Source organism: Streptomyces sp. NPDC024687, assembly GCF_055559055.1.
Window position 1 is genome coordinate 1,385,032 of the sequence record NZ_JBVHLJ010000001.1, and the last position, 17,129, is coordinate 1,402,160.

Sequence of the window (17,129 nt, forward strand, 5' to 3'; positions counted from 1 at the left end):
CTACTTCGTCACCGCGTCCAGTGCGTCCACCGTGCCCCAGCCGTAGAAGCCGTTGCGGTTCTTGGACCCCTCGCACACCGCGTCGACCTTGCCGTCGCCGTTGATGTCGTACGGGTCCGTGCACGGCGTGGCGTCGGCCTCGGCGTACAGCAGCGCCTTCACCAGGGCCGGCGGGGCGTACGGGTGCGTCGACTTGATCAGGGCGGCCACGGCCGCGGCGTGCGGCGAGGCCATCGACGTACCGGCCATGTAGCCCCACTTGCCGCCGGGCAGCGTGCCCAGGATCAGACCGCTGGTCGCGGGCGGCGCGGGCGTCTGGTACGCCGTCGAGTCACCGCCGGGCGCGGCGACGTCGATGATGCCCAGGCCGTAGTTGGAGAAGGACGACTTGATGCCCTTGGCGCCGGTCGACGCGACCGTCACGACCCCCGGAAGCTGGGTCGGTATGTCGAAGCACTCCGACGGGTCGATCACCCGGTCCGACGGCGTGCCGTCGTTCGGCGAGGCCGGGTCGGTGATCTCGTCGGCCGCGAAGTCGTAGTTCTCGTTGCCGGCCGCGGCCACGTTGACCACGCCCCGCTTCTCCGCGTACCGCGAGGCCCGGGTGACCGCGTCGACGAGGGCCTTCTGGTCCGGGTCGTCGGCGCAGTTGAAGTACCACGGGTCGGTGTAATAGCTGTTGTTGGTGACGTCCACGCCGTGCGTGGCCGCCCACATGAAGCCGCAGACCACGGCCTCCGTGTAGAAGTAGCCGTCGGTGGTCGACACCTTGATGCCCGCCACCTTCACACCGGGCGCCACGCCCGTCATGCCGACGCCGTTCTTGGCGGCCGCGATCTCACCGGCCACGTGCGTACCGTGCGGGCTCTCCGCCGCGCTCGGCCGCCACGCCCCGTCGGTCGTGTCCGGCTTGCCCGTCACGCAGTTGACCGACGCGGCCCGGTCGAAGTTCGGCGCGAGGTCCGGGTGGGTGTCGTCCACACCGGTGTCGATCACGCCGACGGTCACCTTGCTGCTGCCGAGCGACTTCTCGTGCGCCTTGTCCGCCTTGATCGCGGGCAGGTCCCACTGCAACGACTCCAGCGGGTCCTGGCCGGCGTCGGCGGCGGCCTGCGCGGCGGTCATCTGCGCGGAGCTGAGCGCCTTCGGCGTCCCCTCGTCGGTCGTCGACTGCGCGGGCAGCGGCGCGTTGCGCGTGTTGCCCGCCGACTCGACCCCGCGCACCTTGCGGATGGTCTTCGCGAAGTCGGGGTTCGACGAGTGGACGACGATCACGCCGATCTCGTCGTACGACGTCACGATCGTGCCGCCGGCCTTGGCGACGGCCTTCTTCACCTGGGCGGAAGGACCGTGCCCGGGGCGGACGTTGACGACGTAGCTGAGTGCCGTCCCGTCCGTGCCGGCGGCGGCGAGGACGTCACTGACGGCGCCGGAGCCGGGCAGCCCGGTCGCGGACGCGGTGGCGCCCGGCAGGAAGGCCATGGCCGTCGCGATGGCCATACCGAGCGGGACCGCGAGCGTGCGCCGATAGCGCGGGTGGGGCCCTGTCATGGTGTGCAACTCTCCAGTTCGTCTCGGTGCGAGCGGTGTGAACGGTCCGTGCGGGTGCCGCCGGGTCGGGCGAAGTCGCGGGACAGGCGCGTCACTTGACCGCGCGCAGCGCGTTGACGATGCCGAAGCCGTAGAACCCGTTGACCCGGGTGCCGCCCTCGCACACCGCGTCCTGCGTGCCGTTGCCGTCCTGGTCGTAGGAGGCCGGGCAGCTCGTGGCGGTCGCCTCCGCCTTCAGCAGCGCCTGCAGCTGGGCCGGGCTCGCCTTGGGGTGCGTCGACTTCAGCAGCGCGGCGACGCCCGCGGCGTGCGGGGAGGCCATCGAAGTGCCCTGCAGGAAGCCGTACTCGCCGTTCGGCAGGGTCGACAGGATGCGGCCGTTCTGCGACGGCGTGTCCGGGATCTGGTAGAGCCGGTCGCCGCCGGGCGCCGCGACGTCGATGACGCCCTTGCCGTACGAGGAGTAGTAGGACTTGAGGTTCTTGACGCCCGTCGCGCTGACCGTGACGACACCCGGAAGCTGCGTCGGCACGTCGAAGCACTCGTGCGGGTCGACGGTCCGCTCCACCGGAGTCGAGTCGTCGGGGCTCGTGGTGTCGACGATCGCGTCGGAGTCCAGGTCGTGGTTGGAGTTGCCGGCCGAGGCCAGGCTCAGCGTGCCCTTCCTCTGGGCGTACTGCTGCGCCCTGTTGACCGCATCGACAATGGCCCGCTGATCGGGGTCGTCCATGCAGTTGTACATCCATGGATCAACGTAGTAGCTGTTGTTGGTGATCTCGACGCCGTGGTCGGCCGCGAACACGAAGGCGCACACGACGCTCTCCGGGTAGAAGAGGCCGTCGCTCGGGTCGGTCACATTGATGGCCGACACCTTCACGCCGGGAGCGACCCCGGCCACGCCTATGCCATTGCGGGCCGCGGCGATCTCACCGGCCACATGCGTACCGTGGTAGTCGTCCGCGGTGTACGGCCGCCAGGCGCCCGGGCTGGTGTTCGGCACACCGCCGTCGCAGTTGGCGGACTGGGCGGCGGAGAAGTTCGGCGCGATGTCGGGGTGGGTGTCGTCGACGCCGGTGTCGATCACGGCGACGGTCACCTTGCGGCTGCCGGGGTTGATCCTGGCCGCCTTGTCGGCGCCTATCGCGCGCAGGTCCCACTGGTCGGCCTCGAGGGGCTCGCTGTCCGGCGCGGCGGCCGAGGCCTTGGCGAGCTTCGCGGCCTGTGCGTCCGACAGGACCTGGACCGCGCCCTCGTCCGTCGTCCCCGCCGGGGTCAGCGGCGAGGTGCGGGTGGCGCCGGCCGACTGCACCCCGTGCACCTTGCGGATCTTCTGGGCGAAGTCCGGGGCGGCGGAGTGGACGACGATCACGCCGATCTTCTCGTACGCGATCACGACGGTGCCGCCGGCTATCGGTATCGCCTTCTTCACCGACGCGATCGTGCGGTGGTCCACCTTGGTGTTGACGACGTACGACAGGTCCGTCGCGTCCGCGGCCCGAGCCGTGGCCTGCGCGGCGGGCGCGGCCGAGGCTGCCGAGGGCAGGAAGCCGAGCGAGGCCGTGAGGGACAGCACGACGGGCACAGCGAGTGCGAGACGGTGTCGCGAACGTCTGGAACGCGGCTGGGACATGGGGTCTCCACATCATCCGGAAACGAAACCGGCCCGAGACACAGGTGTCGCTCGGGCAGGTACATGACGGGCGGTGCAGGCCGAAGCTATCTCTCGAAGCCGCTGGCCAGCAATGACTTCCCCAAGGTGAGTTCGGAAAGAAGCAAAGTGAGTTGAACCGGTCCAGGCGCGGCGCCGTGACCTTGAACAGGGAACGCGAGGACACTCGCCCCCGATCCCCGTCACAACCGCAGCCGCTACGCGAGGAGACCCCGTGTCCACCGACGCACCGCCACCCGCGAAAGAGACCCACGAACTCCCCACCACCGAGGAGTTCACCGAGGTGCAGGAGAGCGCGGAGTTCGGTGAACTGCGCCGCTCCTACCGCTCCTTCGCCTTTCCGCTGACCGTCGGCTTCATCGCCTGGTACCTGCTGTACGTCCTGCTGTCCAACTACGCGGGCGACTTCATGGGCACCAAAGTCTTCGGCAACATCAACGTCGCGTTGATCCTGGGCCTCGCCCAGTTCCTCACCACGTTCCTCATCGCCTGGTGGTACGCGCGGACCGCTGCCGCCCGCTTCGACCCCAAGGCCGAGGCCATCAAGTCCCGGATGGAGGGCGGCGCATGAGCCCCGCGATCACCCTGGCGGCCGGCGAGGCCAGCGAGCACCGAGGGCTGATCATCAGCCTCTTCGCGGTCTTCGTCGTCGCGACCCTCGTCATCACGGTCTGGGCCGGACGCCAGACCAAGGACGCCGCCGACTTCTACGCGGGCGGCCGCCAGTTCACCGGTTTCCAGAACGGCCTCGCCGTCTCCGGCGACTACATGTCCGCCGCGTCCTTCCTCGGCATCGCGGGCGCCATCGCCCTCTTCGGCTACGACGGCTTCCTCTACTCCGTCGGCTTCCTGGTCGCCTGGCTCGTCGCCCTGCTCCTGGTCGCCGAACCGCTGCGCAACTCCGGCCGCTACACGATGGGTGACGTCCTCGCGTACCGGATGCGCCAGCGCCCGGTCCGTACGGCGGCCGGCACCTCCACCATCGTCGTCTCGATCTTCTACCTGCTGGCCCAGATGGCCGGCGCGGGCGTCCTGGTCTCCCTGCTCCTCGGCATCACCAGCGACGCCGGCAAGATCGGCGTGGTCGCCCTCGTCGGCGTCCTGATGATCGTGTACGTCACCATCGGCGGCATGAAGGGCACCACCTGGGTCCAGATGGTCAAGGCCGTCCTGCTCATCGCGGGCGCCCTGCTGCTGACCTTCCTGGTGCTGCTGAAGTTCGACTTCAACGTCTCCGACCTGCTCGGCTCCGCCGCCGACAACAGCGGCAAGGGCGCGGCCTTCCTGGAGCCGGGTCTGAAGTACGGCGCCACGGGCACCACCAAGCTGGACTTCATCTCCCTCGGTATCGCCCTGGTCCTCGGCACCGCCGGTCTGCCGCACATCCTGATCCGCTTCTACACCGTGCCCACCGCCAAGGCCGCCCGTAAGTCGGTCATCTGGGCCATCGGCCTCATCGGCGCCTTCTACCTGATGACCCTCGCCCTCGGCTTCGGCGCCGCGGCCCTCATCAAGCCGGACGAGATCATCGCCTCCAACAAGGCGGGCAACACGGCCGCGCCACTGCTGGCACTGCATCTGGGCGGCGTCGACTCCAACTGGGGCGCGGTCCTGCTGGCCACCATCTCGGCGGTCGCCTTCGCCACGATCCTCGCGGTCGTCGCTGGCCTCACCCTGGCCTCGTCGTCCTCCTTCGCCCACGACATCTACGCGAACGTCATCAAGCGCGGCCAGGCCACCGAGAAGCAGGAGATGAGCGCGGCCCGCTGGGCGACCGTCGGCATCGGCGCCGTCTCCATTTTGCTGGGCGCCCTCGCCCGCGACCTGAACGTCGCCGGCCTGGTGGCGCTCGCCTTCGCGGTCGCCGCCTCCGCAAACCTCCCGACGATCCTCTACAGCCTCTTCTGGAAGCGGTTCACCACCAGCGGGGCCCTGTGGTCGATCTACGGCGGCCTCGTCACGGCGGTCGGCCTGGTGCTGTTCTCGCCGGTCGTCTCCGGCAAGCCGACCTCGATGTTCCCGGACGTCGACTTCCACTGGTTCCCGCTGGAGAACCCGGGCATCATCTCGATCCCGGTGGGCTTCCTGCTCGGCATCATCGGCACCTACCTCTCCAAGGAGGAGCCGGACAAGGGCAAGTACGCGGAGCTGGAGGTCCGGTCCCTGACCGGCACCGGCGCCCACTGACACACCCGGTGAAGCGGCCGTGTCGTAGGTCTCTACGACACGGCCGCTTCGTACGTCGTGGGATCGGGCACTGTCGTTGTCAGTGCGGTCACGTAGGCTCGCAAGTGACGGAAAACGATGGTGCAGGTACTGATCCGCTACGAGGGAGGGGGCCCACGTGCTCATCGACACCTATGGCCGGCAGGCCACCGACCTGCGGGTCTCGCTGACCGACCGGTGCAATCTGCGGTGCACCTACTGCATGCCCGAGGAGGGCCTGCAGTGGCTGGCGAAGCCGGATCTGCTCACCGACGACGAGATCGTGCGCCTGATCGACATCGCCGTCACCTCCCTGGGCATCGAGGAGGTCCGCTTCACCGGCGGTGAACCCCTGCTGCGCCCCGGCCTGGTGGGCATCGTCGAGCGCGTCGCGGCTCTCGCCCCGCGCCCCCAGATGTCCCTGACCACCAACGGCATCGGCCTCAAGCGCACCGCGCACGCCCTCAAGGCGGCGGGCCTGGACCGGGTCAACGTCTCCCTGGACACCCTGCGCCCGGACGTCTTCAAGACCCTCACCCGCCGCGACCGCCACAAGGACGTCCTGGAGGGTCTGGACGCCGCCCGCGAGGCCGGCCTGACCCCGGTCAAGGTCAACTCCGTCCTGATGCCCGGACTGAACGACGACGAGGCCCCCGACCTGCTGGCCTGGGCCGTGGAGCACGACTACGAACTGCGCTTCATCGAGCAGATGCCCCTGGACGCCCAGCACGGCTGGAAACGCGACGGCATGATCACCGCCGGGGACATCCTGACCTCCCTGCGTACCCGCTTCACCCTCACCGAGGAGGGAGCGGACAAGCGCGGATCGGCCCCCGCGGAGCGCTGGATCGTCGACGGCGGCCCGCATGTGGTCGGCGTCATCGCCTCGGTCACCCGCCCCTTCTGCGCCGCCTGCGACCGCACCCGCCTCACCGCCGACGGCCAGATACGCACCTGCCTGTTCGCCCGCGAGGAGACCGACCTGCGCGCAGCCCTGCGCTCCGACGCCGGTGACGAGGAGATCGCCCGGATCTGGCGCGAGGCGATGTGGGGCAAGAAGGCCGGCGCGGGCCTGGACGACCCGACCTTCGTCCAGCCGGACCGGCCCATGTCCGCGATCGGCGGCTAGGCCCCTTCGGGCGCCTGCCAGTCCTCGAACTTCACGACATCCTTGAGGAAACCCCGCACCCCGAGGAACTGCGACAGGTGCTCCCGGTGCTCCTCGCAGGCCAGCCACGTCTTGCGCCGCTCCGGCGTGTGGATCTTCGGGTTGTTCCACGCGAGCACCCACACGGCGTCGACGCGGCAGCCCTTCGCGGAGCAGATCGGGGTCTCGTCACTCACGGAATTCGTCTCACAAGCGGGGAGAACAAGAGGGGAAAAAGGCGACGCCGAGCAGCCACGGGGGGAGCTGCCCGGCGTCGGTCTGTCGCTCCGACGGGGGATGCGGAGCGCGTACGAAGTATGTCACGGGTAACCCTTGGCCCGGCACCGGAACAACATGATTGATCTGAGCTTTTCTTGAGCTTGGTGCTCAGAACACCCGTCACGTCCGCTCGCGCGGTTCACCCCGGGCGCCCGGCGCCGATCCGCCCGTACCGCCTTCCGGCACAGGTTCCGCGAAGTCGTCGTCGGCCCGCGGCGGCAAGATCATCGTCCGGACCGGAGCGGTCACGAAGGTCGACGGCAGCGAGGGCGCGTTCTCCCGCCCCGCGTTGGCGATGACGACGGCGATATAGGGCAGAACCGCCCCCAGCACCAGCGCGACGATCGCCACGTGCCGCTCGACGTTCCAGAGCGTGGCCGCCAGCACCACGGAAATCGTACGGACCGTCATCGAGATGACGTATCGACGCTGACGTCCGCGCACGTCCTCCTGAAGGCTCGTCCGGGCTCCGGTGATCCGGAACACCTGGGCGCTGCCGCCGCCATGCTGCTTCCGCATCACATTCCACCATCCGCCCGCATCGGACCGCTCCCGGCTCCACATCCGCTCCGTACCCGGTGGAGGTACCGGGCCCGGCCGCCTTCCACGGTACGCCGCGCCTGCGCCGCCTACGAGACCGGGGCAGCTCCAGCCTGGGCCGACGGCCTCACTCCCGGCACGTACGGCCGTACCCGACATGCGGCGTAGTGCGAACGGACCGACACTGGCCGAAATGCTCACGTAGAGCCGTACGAGGAGGCAGCCATGGGCTGGTTGTGGGCGATCATCGTGGGATTCGTGCTGGGCCTGATCGCGAAGGCGATCATTCCCGGCAAGCAGCACAGTCCCCTCTGGCTGACCACTATCTTCGGCATGCTCGGCGCCATCGCCGGCAACGCCATGGCACGCGGGTTCGGAGTGGACGAGACCTCCGGCATCGACTGGAGCCGCCACGCCTTCCAGCTCATCGCCGCGATCATCATCGTCGCCGTCGGCGACATGCTCTACATGGCGACGCTGGGCAAGAGAAAACACCACCGGACCTGAGAGCCGTACGACGAAGGGGGCGCCCTCCATCGGGAGGGACGCCCCCTTCTGCCGTGCTCGGGACCTAGGCCGACGTGACCTCGACCGCGGCCAGATTCTTCTTGCCCCGGCGCAGCACCAGCCAGCGACCGTGCAGCAAATCCTCCTCGGCGGGAACGGCGTCCTCGGCCGCGACCTTGACGTTGTTCACGTAGGCCCCGCCCTCCTTCACCGTCCGCCGCGCGGCCGACTTGCTGGCCACGAGCCCGACCTGGGCGAACAGGTCGACGACGGCACCGAGCTCGGTGACCTGGATGTGCGGCACCTCGGAGAGCGCCGCGGTCAGCGTCCGCTCGTCGAGCTCCGCCAGCTCACCCTGCCCGAAGAGGGCACGGCTCGCGGCGATCACGGCGGCCGTCTGGTCGGCGCCGTGCACCAGTGTCGTCAGCTCCTCCGCCAGCGCCCTCTGCGCGGCCCGGGCCTGGGGCCGCTCCTCGGTCTGCTTCTCCAGCTCCTCCAGCTCCTCGCGGGACCTGAAGGACAGGATGCGCATGTACGTCGAGACGTCCCGGTCGTCGACGTTCAGCCAGAACTGGTAGAACGCGTACGGCGTCGTCATCTCCGGGTCGAGCCAGACGGCGCCGCCCTCGGTCTTGCCGAACTTGGTGCCGTCCGCCTTGACCATCAGCGGCGTGGCCAGGCAGTGCACCTCGGCCCCGGGCTCCAGCCGGTGGATCAGGTCGAGCCCCGCGGTGAGGTTGCCCCACTGGTCGCTGCCGCCCTGCTGGAGCGTGCAGCCGTACCGCCGGTACAGCTCGAGGAAGTCCATGCCCTGGAGCAATTGGTAGCTGAACTCCGTGTAGCTGATGCCCTCCTGGGACTCCAGCCGGCGCGCGACCGAGTCCTTGGTGAGCATCTTGTTGACGCGGAAGTGCTTGCCGATGTCCCGCAGGAACTCGATGGCCGACAGCCCGGCCGTCCAGTCCAGGTTGTTCACCATCACCGCGGCGTTCTCGCCCTCGAAGGACAGGAACGGCTCGATCTGCCCGCGCAGCCGGGTCACCCAGTTCGCGACCGTCTCCGGGTCGTTGAGCGTGCGCTCGGCCGTGGGGCGCGGGTCGCCGATCTGGCCGGTCGCCCCGCCCACCAGCGCCAGCGGGCGAAGGCCCGCCTGCTGGAGCCGGCGCATGGTGAGGACCTGGACCAGGTGACCGACGTGGAGACTGGCCGCGGTGGGGTCGAAACCGCAATAGAACGTGACGGGACCGTCCGCGAGCGCCTTGCGCAAAGCGTCCTCGTCAGTGGACAGGGACCACAGCCCCCGCCACTTCAGCTCGTCGACGATGTCCGTCACGGTTCTCGTATCTCCTCGAAAGGTCCTCGGGCAGTCGAGTGACTACCGGCTACGAGGTTATACGCCCTGACTGACAGAACTCATATTGAAATCCGGCACCCGCAGCGCCGGCATCGCGGCCCTGGTGAAGTAGTCGCTCCACTCCCTGGGCAGCGTCTTCTCCGTCCGTCCCGCCTCCGTCGCCCGCCCCAGCAGGCCGACCGGCGACTCGTTGAACCGGAAGTTGTTGACCTCACCGGTCACCTCGCCGTTCTCGACGAGGTACACGCCGTCCCGGGTCAGCCCGGTGAGCAGCAGCGTGGCCGGGTCGACCTCGCGGATGTACCAGAGGCAGGTCAGCAGCAGCCCGCGCGTGGTGTTCGCGACCATCTCCTCCAGCGACAGCTCCGAGCCTCCGTCGAGGACGAGGCTGCCGGCCGCCGGGGCGACGGGCAGCCCGGTCAGGCCCGCGCTGTGCCGGGTCGTCATCAGATGCGCCAGCTCGCCCTGTCGGATCCAGTCGGTGGCGGCGACCGGCAGACCGTTGTCGAACACCGACTGATCGCCCCCGGAGGAGTGCGCGACCACGAAGGGCGCGGATTCCAGGCCCGGCTCGTTCGGGTCGCTGCGCAGGGTCAGCGGCAGCTCCGTCAGCCTCTCGCCGACCCGGGTGCCGCCGCCCGGCTTGGAGAACACCGTCCGCCCCTCGGCCGCGTCCCGGCCCGACGCCGACCACAGCTGGTAGATCAGCAGGTCCGCGACCGCGGTCGGCGGCAGCAGCGTCTCGTACCGTCCTGCGGGCAGCTGGTGGCGCCGCTCGGCCCATCCCAGGCGTACGGCGAGCTCGGCGTCCAGCGCGGCCGGGTCGACGTCCTTGAAGTCCCGCGTGGAGCGCCCCGCCCAGGCCGAGCGGGTACGGTCCGGCGACTTGGCGTTCAGCTCCAGCGTGCCGTTGGGCTGGTCGTGGCGCAGCCGCAGCCCCGTGGAGGTGCCCAGGTACGTCGAGACGAGCTCGTGGTTGGCGAAGCCGTACAGCTCACGGCCGCCCGCACGCGCGCGTGCGAAGGACTCGCCGAGCGCCGGCGCGAAGTCGGCGAAGACGGCCGAGGAGGTCTCGGCGGGCGCGTCCGTGAAGTCCGGGGACTCCGATACGCCCGTGACCAGCGGCTGGGCGTCCTCGGCGGGCTCGGCACCGCGCGCGGCGGCCTCGGCGGCCCGCACCAGCGGCTCCAGGTCGTCCTCGGTCACCGCGGACCGGGAGACCACCCCGGAGGCGGTGCCCTCCTTGCCGTCGACGGTCGCGACGACCGTGAGCGTGCGCCCGCGCGTGACGCCGTTCGTCGTGAGCGCGTTGCCCGCCCAGCGCAGGTTGGCGGTCGACTGCTCGTCGGCGATCACGACACAGCCGTCCGCCCGCGACAGCGCGAGGGCCCGCTCGACGATCTCGTACGGCTTGTTGGTGCGCGGGCTCATCGACCGGCCTCCTGCGTGGTGTTCAGAATGTTGACGCCCTTGAAGAGGGCCGACGGGCACCCGTGCGACACGGCGGCGACCTGGCCCGGCTGGGCCTTGCCGCAGTTGAAGGCGCCGCCGAGGACATAGGTCTGCGGGCCGCCCACCGCGGCCATCGAGCCCCAGAAGTCGGTGGTGGTCGCCTGGTAGGCGACGTCCCGCAGCTGCCCGGTGATCCGCCCGTTCTCGATCCTGAAGAACCGCTGGCCGGTGAACTGGAAGTTGTAGCGCTGCATGTCGATCGACCAGGACCGGTCCCCGACGACATAGATGCCGCGGTCCACGCTCCCGATGAGATCCTCCGTCGACATGCCCGCCGGGTCCGGCTGGAGCGACACGTTGGCCATGCGCTGCACCGGGACGTGCCCGGGGGAGTCGGCGTAGGCGCACCCGTTGGAACGCTCGAACCCGGTGAGCTTCGCGATCCGCCGGTCCAGCTGGTAGCCGACGAGGGTGCCGTCCTTCACCAGGTCCCAGGACTGGCCCGCGACGCCCTCGTCGTCGTAGCCGATAGTCGCGAGGCCGTGTTCGGCGGTGCGGTCACCGGTGACGTTCATCAGCTCCGAGCCGTACCTGAGCTTGCCGAGCTGGTCGAAGGTGGCGAAGGAGGTGCCGGCGTAGGCGGCCTCGTAGCCGAGGGCGCGGTCCAGCTCGGTGGCGTGGCCGATGGACTCGTGGATGGTCAGCCAGAGGTTGGACGGGTCGACGACGAGGTCGTACAGGCCCCCCTCGACACTGGGCGCCCGCATCTTCTCCGCGAGCAGCTCGGGGATCTGCTCGAGCTCGCTATCCCAGTCCCAGCCCGTGCCCGTGAGGTACTCCCAGCCGCGTCCGACCGGCGGCGCGATGGTCCGCATGGAGTCGAACTCACCGCTGGACTCGTCGACCGACACGGCGGTCAGCTGCGGGTGCAGCCGGACCCGCTGCTGCGTGGTCACCGTGCCCGCGGTGTCGGCGTAGAACTTGTTCTCGTGCACGGTGAGCAGCGAGGCGTCGACATGGTTGACGCCGCTCGCCCCCAGCAGCCGCGCGCTCCAGTCCGCCAGCAGCGCCGCCTTCTCCTCGTCGGGCACGGAGAACGGATCGATCTCGTACGACGAGATCCACGTACGGTCGGCGTGCACGGGCTCGTCGGCGAGCTCCACCCGCTCGTCGGACCCGGCCGCGCGGATCACCTGGGCGGAGAGCTTCGCCATGGCCACGGCCTGCGAGGCGACCTTGGCGGCGGCGTCCAGCGTCAGGTCCACGCCCGACGCGAAGCCCCAGGTACCGCCGTGCACGACCCGCACCGCGTACCCGAGGTCGGTGGTGTCCGAGGACCCGGACGGCTTGGCGTCCCTGAGCCGCCAGGACGCGCTGCGCACCCGCTCGAACCGGAAGTCCGCGTGCTCGGCACCGAGCGCACGCGCGCGTGCCAGCGCGGCGTCGGCGAGGGCACGTAGGGGAAGCGCTGTGAAGGCTTCGTCGATGGTATGAGGCACCTGGGTCTCTTCCTGTCGGCATGAGGGTGGGCGACGGCTGCTCCGATCATGTCGCGACGACCGGTGCCCGGACCACACGTTTGGGACCCTGCCGGCATCTTTCTGTAGGGACCCGACAGCGAGTCCCGTAAGCCACTGTCGGTGCCCGAATGTCCGTGACAGCGACTGGCCCGATAGGTTTTCGGGGAAGCCGCCTGCCATCCAGGGTGTTCGGGCGGGTGTGTCAGACCCCAAGGGAAAGGGTGATCCGTTGAGCCGCTCGGTTCTCGTCACCGGAGGCAACCGGGGCATCGGCCTCGCCATCGCCCGCGCGTTCGCCGAGGCCGGCGACAAGGTCGCCATCACATACCGCTCGGGGGAGCCGCCGGCCGGCTTCCTGGCCGTCAAGTGCGACATCACCGACACCGAGCAGGTGGAGCAGGCCTACAAGGAGATCGAGGCCGAGCACGGCCCGGTCGAGGTGCTGATCGCCAACGCCGGCATCACCAAGGACCAGCTGCTGATGCGGATGTCCGAGGAGGACTTCACCTCGGTCGTCGACACCAACCTCACCGGCACCTTCCGCGTGGTCAAGCGCGCCAACCGCGGCATGCTGCGCGCCAAGAAGGGCCGGGTCGTCCTGATCTCCTCGGTCGTGGGCCTCTACGGCGGCCCCGGCCAGGCCAACTACGCCGCCTCCAAGGCCGCCTTGGTCGGCTTCGCGCGTTCGCTCGCCCGTGAGCTGGGCTCGCGCAACATCACCTTCAACGTCGTCGCGCCCGGCTTCGTCGACACGGACATGACCAAGGCGCTCACCGACGAGCAGCGTGAGGGCATCGTGAAGCAGGTGCCGCTCGGTCGTTACGCGCAGCCCGAGGAGGTCGCCGCGACGGTGCGGTTCCTCGCCTCGGACGACGCCTCGTACATCACTGGAGCCGTCATCCCCGTTGACGGCGGACTGGGAATGGGTCACTGAACACCATGAGCGGAATTCTCGAGGGCAAGCGCGTCCTGATCACCGGTGTGCTGATGGAGTCCTCCATCGCCTTCCACGCCGCGAAGCTGGCCCAGGAGCAGGGCGCCGAGATCATCCTGACCGCGTTCCCGCGGCCCACGCTGACCGAGCGCATCGCCAGGAAGCTGCCCAAGCCCACCAAGGTCATCGAGCTCGACGTGACCAACGACGAGCACCTCGGCCGGCTGGCCGACCTCGTCGGCGAGGAGCTCGGTGGCCTCGACGGTGTCGTGCACTCCATCGGCTTCGCGCCGCAGGACGCGCTCGGTGGCAACTTCCTGAACACGCCGTTCGAGTCCGTGGCCACGGCCATGCACGTCTCGGCGTACTCCCTGAAGTCGCTCACCATGGCCTGCCTGCCGCTGATGCAGAACGGCGGCTCGGTCGTCGGCCTCACCTTCGACGCCCAGTACGCCTGGCCGCAGTACGACTGGATGGGCCCGGCGAAGGCCGCCCTGGAGGCCACCAGCCGCTACGTCGCACGTGACCTGGGCAAGCAGAACATCCGCTGCAACCTCATCTCCGCCGGCCCGCTCGCCTCGATGGCCGCCAAGTCCATCCCCGGCTTCAGCGACCTGGCCGCCGTGTGGGACAACCGCTCCCCCCTGGAGTGGGACCTCAAGGACCCGGAGCCGGCCGGCAAGGGCATCGTCGCCCTGCTGAGCGACTGGTTCCCGAAGACCACGGGCGAGATCATCCACGTGGACGGCGGCCTGCACGCCATCGGCGCCTGACACCGCACCTCTCGCGAAGTGCCGGGGCCCGTGTCCTTCGGGACGCGGGCCCTCACCCGTTCGGCCCACCAGGCCGGGCGCGCACCTGCCACAACTGGGCACGCTGGATTACGCGTTCACCCGCGATTCCCTCCCCAGCACGGCCGAGGAGGTCCCCTTGTGCGCCTGTCCCGCAGTCTGGCCTCAGTGACCGCAGCCGTCTGCCTCGTGATGTACCTGCCGTACGAAGCGATGTCCCACGCACGCGCGGCGGAGCCCGGCGCCGCCGCGTCGGAGCTGTTCGGCGCCTCCTGCCGCAGCAAGGTCGCCGGCTCCCGTGTGACCACCTACTGCCACAACCCCTATCCGCGCAGCGACGGCGTCCGTCTGCACATCGAGTGCGAGCGCTGGTGGGACCTCGACACCGACAGCGCCGAGGTCGCGGCCGGGCCCGCGCAGACCGTGCGGCTGACCGGCCGGTGCTGGAAAGAGGTCCGCTCGGCGTGGGTCAGCCACCGGAAGCTGGCGCGCTGAACCGTCCCGGACGGCACTGCAGGGGGTAGCCGGCCGCCTCGGCGGCGGCCGCCGCCGCGTCGCCCGCGCGGATCGCGTCGACGAGCCGGGTGTGGTCCATGTACGTCTCCGGCGTCAGCTCCTTGCCGACGTCCTCGCGCAGCCAGTCCCGCAGCACCTCGCCGAGGTCGGCGTACATCTCGGTCATCACGTCGTTGTGCGAGGCGGCCACCACGGCCAGGTGGAAGGTGGTGTCCGCCGTCACGAAGGCCTCCGCGTCGCCCGACTCCCAGGCCTCCTCGCGCCGCACCAGGAGCGCGTCGAGCTGCTTGAGGTCCTTCTCAGTACGCCGCTCTGCGGCCAGCCGCGCCGCGGAGGACTCCAGGGTGGAGCGCAGCTCGGCGATGTGCCGGGGATCCGCGTCGGCGAACCTGCGGTGCATCACGCCCGCCAGCTCACTGGTCGCCACGACGTACGTCCCCGAGCCCTGGCGGATGTCCAGCAGCCCGTTGTGCGCGAGCGCGCGGACGGCCTCGCGGACGGTGTTGCGTGCGACCCCCAGCTGCTCGACCAGCTCGGGCTCCGTCGGGATCCGGGAGCCGACCGGCCACTCGCCCGAGGTGATCTGGTTGCGCAGCGCGGCGATGACCTGCTCGGACAGCGCCGAGCGGCGGGGATGGCTCAGGGGCATGGCACACCTTCGCACGGGCGGGACGACCGCGGACGACCCGGGGATGGACAACCAATCATCCCATGATTCTATGATGGTGGGCATGGCAAGCGAGGAAACCCGGACAGCGAAGTCCCCGACCGTACGCAGTTCCGCCGCACGCAGTTCCGCGACCCCGCCCGACGGGGAACCCCTGGTGCCCGCCACGCGCGCGTGGGCGGTGCGCCTGGTCGTCGTCGGCATCGTGCTGTCCGCCCTCAACCTCCGCCCCGCCATCACCAGCCTCGGCGCCCTCCTCGAAGAGGTGCGCGACGGACTCGGCATGAGCGGCAGCGTGGCCGGCCTGCTCACCTCGGTGCCCCCGCTGTGCTTCGCCGTCTTCGGCGTCATGGCCCCGCGGCTGGCCCGCCGCTTCGGCGCGGGAGCGGTGGTGTGCGCGGGCATGGTCGCCATCACGGCCGGCCTGCTGATACGGCCGTACACGGGCTCCACGGCGGGCTTCCTGGCCGCCAGCGCCCTCACCCTCATGGGCATCGCCGTCAGCAACGTCCTGATGCCGGTCATCGTCAAGCGCTGGTTCCCCGACCGGGTCGGCTCCATGACCGGCCTGTACTCGATGGCCCTCGCCCTCGGCACCTCGGCGGCGGCCGCCGTGACCGTTCCGATGACCGAGGCGCTGGGCGGGAGCTGGCAGTCGGGGCTCGCGGTGTGGGCGGGCCTGGCCGCGGCGGCCGTACTGCCGTGGATCCCGCTCGTGCGGGACCGGGGGCCGGCGTCGACGGAGCCGAAGGCGGCCCGGAGCGTGCACACGCGTGTGGAGGGCGCCGGACCCGTCCGGCACGTACACGCACGCGTGGAGCCGCCCGCGCTGCGCATCACCCGGAGCCGGACCGCCTGGGCGCTCGCCGTCTTCTTCGGGCTCCAGGCCACCGCCGCCTACATCACCATGGGCTGGATGGCACAGATCTTCCGGGACGCGGGCGTATCCGCGGGCACCGCCGGGCTGCTGCTCGCGGTCACGATGGTGATGGGCGTCCCGCTCGCCTTCGTCATCCCGCGCGTGGCCACCCGGCTGCCGCACCAGGGTCCGATCGTGATCGCCCTCGGCGTCTGCGGTCTCGCCGGCTACGCGGGCCTGTACCTTGCCCCCGCCGCCGGCGCCTGGGCCTGGGCCGTCCTGCTCGGTGTCTCCAACTGTGCCTTCCCGCTGGCCCTCACCATGGTCGGGATGCGTGCCAGGACCGGCGCGGGCGTCGCCCAGCTGTCCGCGTTCGCACAGAGCACCGGCTATCTGATCTCCATCCCGGGACCGCTTTTGGTGGGTGTGCTCTACCAGCACAGCGGCGGCTGGGGACTGCCCATCGCGCTCATGATCGGTCTGATGGTCCCGCAGATGGCGGTCGGCGTGCTGGCGGGCCGCGACCGTACGGTGGAGGACGAGGCGGCCCGCTGAGGTCACCCTGGCGGCTTCGGTAAGAGACCGGGGTGCGAGACTGGCCGTATGCCAGTGCTCGATCCGAATCCCCAGAACGGCCAGAAGAAGATGCTGCTGGTCTTCGGCTCGTTCTTCGCCATCTTCATCATCATCGCGATCATCGCGACGATCGCCTCACCCTGACCGACGGTGGGGTTAACCCCCCAGTCCCCTAGGGGGCGAGTGTCAGGGTCAACTGGGTGGATCACCGGATGGGTTGAGGGGCCCCGGTTCCGTAGCTTCGAGATGTGACCGCGAGAAGCGGATCACGAAGGACTCGAAGACCAGCGGAGGCACTCATGTCGGCCCCTACGCACACCCCGCCCCACCCGGCGTCCCGGGGCGGCGTCGACATCCGGCTGCCCTGGTGGGCGCTCGCCCTGCCGACGCTCGCCTTCGTGGTGCTGCTGGCCCTCATTCTCAATCCCACCGACGCGCACGCGGCCTCCGGCGACCCCGTCGTCACCCAGTTCCTGGAGCGCGTACAGCAGCTCATGGCGCGCTGAGCACCCGCCAAGCCGCCCGTCAACTCCCTGCGCCTCATGGCCTGTTTCATGCGAAG

The 17,129-nt window shown here is 70.0% G+C and carries 18 protein-coding genes; 10 read left to right on the forward strand and 8 right to left on the reverse strand.

The window, feature by feature from the left end:
- Both ACZ39I_RS06235 and ACZ39I_RS06240 read right to left on the reverse strand, forming a co-directional pair.
- Complete coding sequence (locus tag ACZ39I_RS06235) at positions 1 to 1,551, reverse strand: S8 family peptidase (RefSeq protein ID WP_467243230.1); 1,551 nt, start codon at positions 1,549 to 1,551, stop codon at positions 1 to 3.
- Positions 1,552 to 1,642: 91 nt separating this feature from the next.
- A complete protein-coding gene (locus ACZ39I_RS06240) occupies positions 1,643 to 3,181 on the reverse strand; it encodes a S8 family peptidase (protein WP_467243233.1) in 1,539 nt (512 codons plus the stop codon).
- 253 nt (positions 3,182 to 3,434) lie between these two features.
- Between ACZ39I_RS06240 and ACZ39I_RS06245 the strand changes: the two genes are divergently transcribed.
- The 3 genes from ACZ39I_RS06245 (at position 3,435) to moaA (ending at position 6,554) form a co-directional block, all read left to right on the forward strand.
- The gene (locus ACZ39I_RS06245; RefSeq protein WP_467243234.1) at positions 3,435 to 3,791 is read left to right on the forward strand and encodes a DUF485 domain-containing protein; all 357 of its coding nucleotides are present in this window, start codon (positions 3,435 to 3,437) and stop codon (positions 3,789 to 3,791) included.
- Positions 3,788 to 5,407, forward strand: coding sequence for a solute symporter family protein (locus tag ACZ39I_RS06250; protein WP_467243237.1), 1,620 nt, complete (start codon positions 3,788 to 3,790; stop codon positions 5,405 to 5,407). The genes ACZ39I_RS06245 and ACZ39I_RS06250 overlap by 4 nt, the downstream gene beginning before the upstream one ends.
- A gap of 157 nt (positions 5,408 to 5,564) precedes the next feature.
- Positions 5,565 to 6,554, forward strand: coding sequence for a GTP 3',8-cyclase MoaA (moaA, locus tag ACZ39I_RS06255; RefSeq protein WP_467243241.1), 990 nt, complete (start codon positions 5,565 to 5,567; stop codon positions 6,552 to 6,554).
- Here the strand turns inward: moaA and ACZ39I_RS06260 are convergent.
- Together ACZ39I_RS06260 and ACZ39I_RS06265 are read right to left on the reverse strand one after the other, a co-directional pair.
- On the reverse strand, positions 6,551 to 6,769 hold the full coding sequence (locus tag ACZ39I_RS06260) for a hypothetical protein (RefSeq protein ID WP_123759849.1): 219 nt from the start codon (positions 6,767 to 6,769) through the stop codon (positions 6,551 to 6,553). The genes moaA and ACZ39I_RS06260 overlap by 4 nt on opposite strands.
- A gap of 202 nt (positions 6,770 to 6,971) precedes the next feature.
- On the reverse strand, positions 6,972 to 7,370 hold the full coding sequence (locus ACZ39I_RS06265; protein WP_467243243.1) for a DUF3099 domain-containing protein: 399 nt from the start codon (positions 7,368 to 7,370) through the stop codon (positions 6,972 to 6,974).
- Between the two features lie 246 nt (positions 7,371 to 7,616).
- Between ACZ39I_RS06265 and ACZ39I_RS06270 the strand changes: the two genes are divergently transcribed.
- On the forward strand, positions 7,617 to 7,898 hold the full coding sequence (locus ACZ39I_RS06270) for a GlsB/YeaQ/YmgE family stress response membrane protein (protein ID WP_467243245.1): 282 nt from the start codon (positions 7,617 to 7,619) through the stop codon (positions 7,896 to 7,898).
- Positions 7,899 to 7,962: 64 nt separating this feature from the next.
- Here ACZ39I_RS06270 and tyrS read toward each other — a convergent pair whose 3' ends face one another.
- Genes tyrS through ACZ39I_RS06285 form a run of 3 tightly spaced genes read right to left on the reverse strand, consistent with a single transcriptional unit; the run spans position 7,963 to position 12,203 of the window.
- Positions 7,963 to 9,231, reverse strand: a complete 1,269-nt coding sequence (gene tyrS, locus ACZ39I_RS06275; protein ID WP_467243247.1) for a tyrosine--tRNA ligase — start codon at positions 9,229 to 9,231, stop codon at positions 7,963 to 7,965.
- A gap of 57 nt (positions 9,232 to 9,288) precedes the next feature.
- Complete coding sequence (locus ACZ39I_RS06280) at positions 9,289 to 10,683, reverse strand: metallopeptidase TldD-related protein (RefSeq protein ID WP_467243249.1); 1,395 nt, start codon at positions 10,681 to 10,683, stop codon at positions 9,289 to 9,291.
- Positions 10,680 to 12,203 carry a TldD/PmbA family protein gene (locus ACZ39I_RS06285; protein WP_467243250.1) on the reverse strand — a complete coding sequence of 508 codons (1,524 nt, stop codon included), beginning with the start codon at positions 12,201 to 12,203 and terminating at the stop codon, positions 10,680 to 10,682. The genes ACZ39I_RS06280 and ACZ39I_RS06285 overlap by 4 nt, the downstream gene beginning before the upstream one ends.
- Positions 12,204 to 12,453: 250 nt before the next feature.
- Here ACZ39I_RS06285 and fabG point away from each other — a divergent pair, with 250 nt between their 5' ends.
- From fabG to ACZ39I_RS06300, 3 genes are all read left to right on the forward strand, one after another.
- Positions 12,454 to 13,158 (forward strand): 3-oxoacyl-[acyl-carrier-protein] reductase, encoded by a 705-nt coding sequence (fabG, locus tag ACZ39I_RS06290; protein WP_467243251.1) that lies wholly within the window; start codon positions 12,454 to 12,456, stop codon positions 13,156 to 13,158.
- Positions 13,159 to 13,163: 5 nt separating this feature from the next.
- The gene (fabI, locus tag ACZ39I_RS06295) at positions 13,164 to 13,931 is read left to right on the forward strand and encodes an enoyl-ACP reductase FabI (protein WP_352390410.1); all 768 of its coding nucleotides are present in this window, start codon (positions 13,164 to 13,166) and stop codon (positions 13,929 to 13,931) included.
- A gap of 159 nt (positions 13,932 to 14,090) precedes the next feature.
- Positions 14,091 to 14,444 (forward strand): hypothetical protein, encoded by a 354-nt coding sequence (locus tag ACZ39I_RS06300; protein WP_352390409.1) that lies wholly within the window; start codon positions 14,091 to 14,093, stop codon positions 14,442 to 14,444.
- On the opposite strand, the gene ACZ39I_RS06305 is transcribed toward ACZ39I_RS06300, so the two are convergent.
- Entirely contained in the window at positions 14,419 to 15,114 is a 696-nt protein-coding gene (locus ACZ39I_RS06305) for a FadR/GntR family transcriptional regulator (RefSeq protein ID WP_467243254.1), read from the reverse strand. The two genes, ACZ39I_RS06300 and ACZ39I_RS06305, sit on opposite strands and share 26 nt — an antisense overlap.
- A gap of 82 nt (positions 15,115 to 15,196) precedes the next feature.
- Here ACZ39I_RS06305 and ACZ39I_RS06310 point away from each other — a divergent pair, with 82 nt between their 5' ends.
- The 3 genes from ACZ39I_RS06310 to ACZ39I_RS06320 all read left to right on the forward strand — a co-directional run bounded on the left by ACZ39I_RS06310 (position 15,197) and on the right by ACZ39I_RS06320 (position 17,073).
- Positions 15,197 to 16,546 carry a CynX/NimT family MFS transporter gene (locus tag ACZ39I_RS06310; protein WP_467243258.1) on the forward strand — a complete coding sequence of 450 codons (1,350 nt, stop codon included), beginning with the start codon at positions 15,197 to 15,199 and terminating at the stop codon, positions 16,544 to 16,546.
- 48 nt (positions 16,547 to 16,594) lie between these two features.
- Positions 16,595 to 16,711: an SGM_5486 family transporter-associated protein gene (locus ACZ39I_RS06315; protein ID WP_352390406.1), complete on the forward strand. Its 117-nt coding sequence runs from the start codon at positions 16,595 to 16,597 to the stop codon at positions 16,709 to 16,711.
- A gap of 155 nt (positions 16,712 to 16,866) precedes the next feature.
- A complete protein-coding gene (locus tag ACZ39I_RS06320) occupies positions 16,867 to 17,073 on the forward strand; it encodes a hypothetical protein (protein WP_352390405.1) in 207 nt (68 codons plus the stop codon).
- Positions 17,074 to 17,129 lie beyond the last annotated feature (56 nt).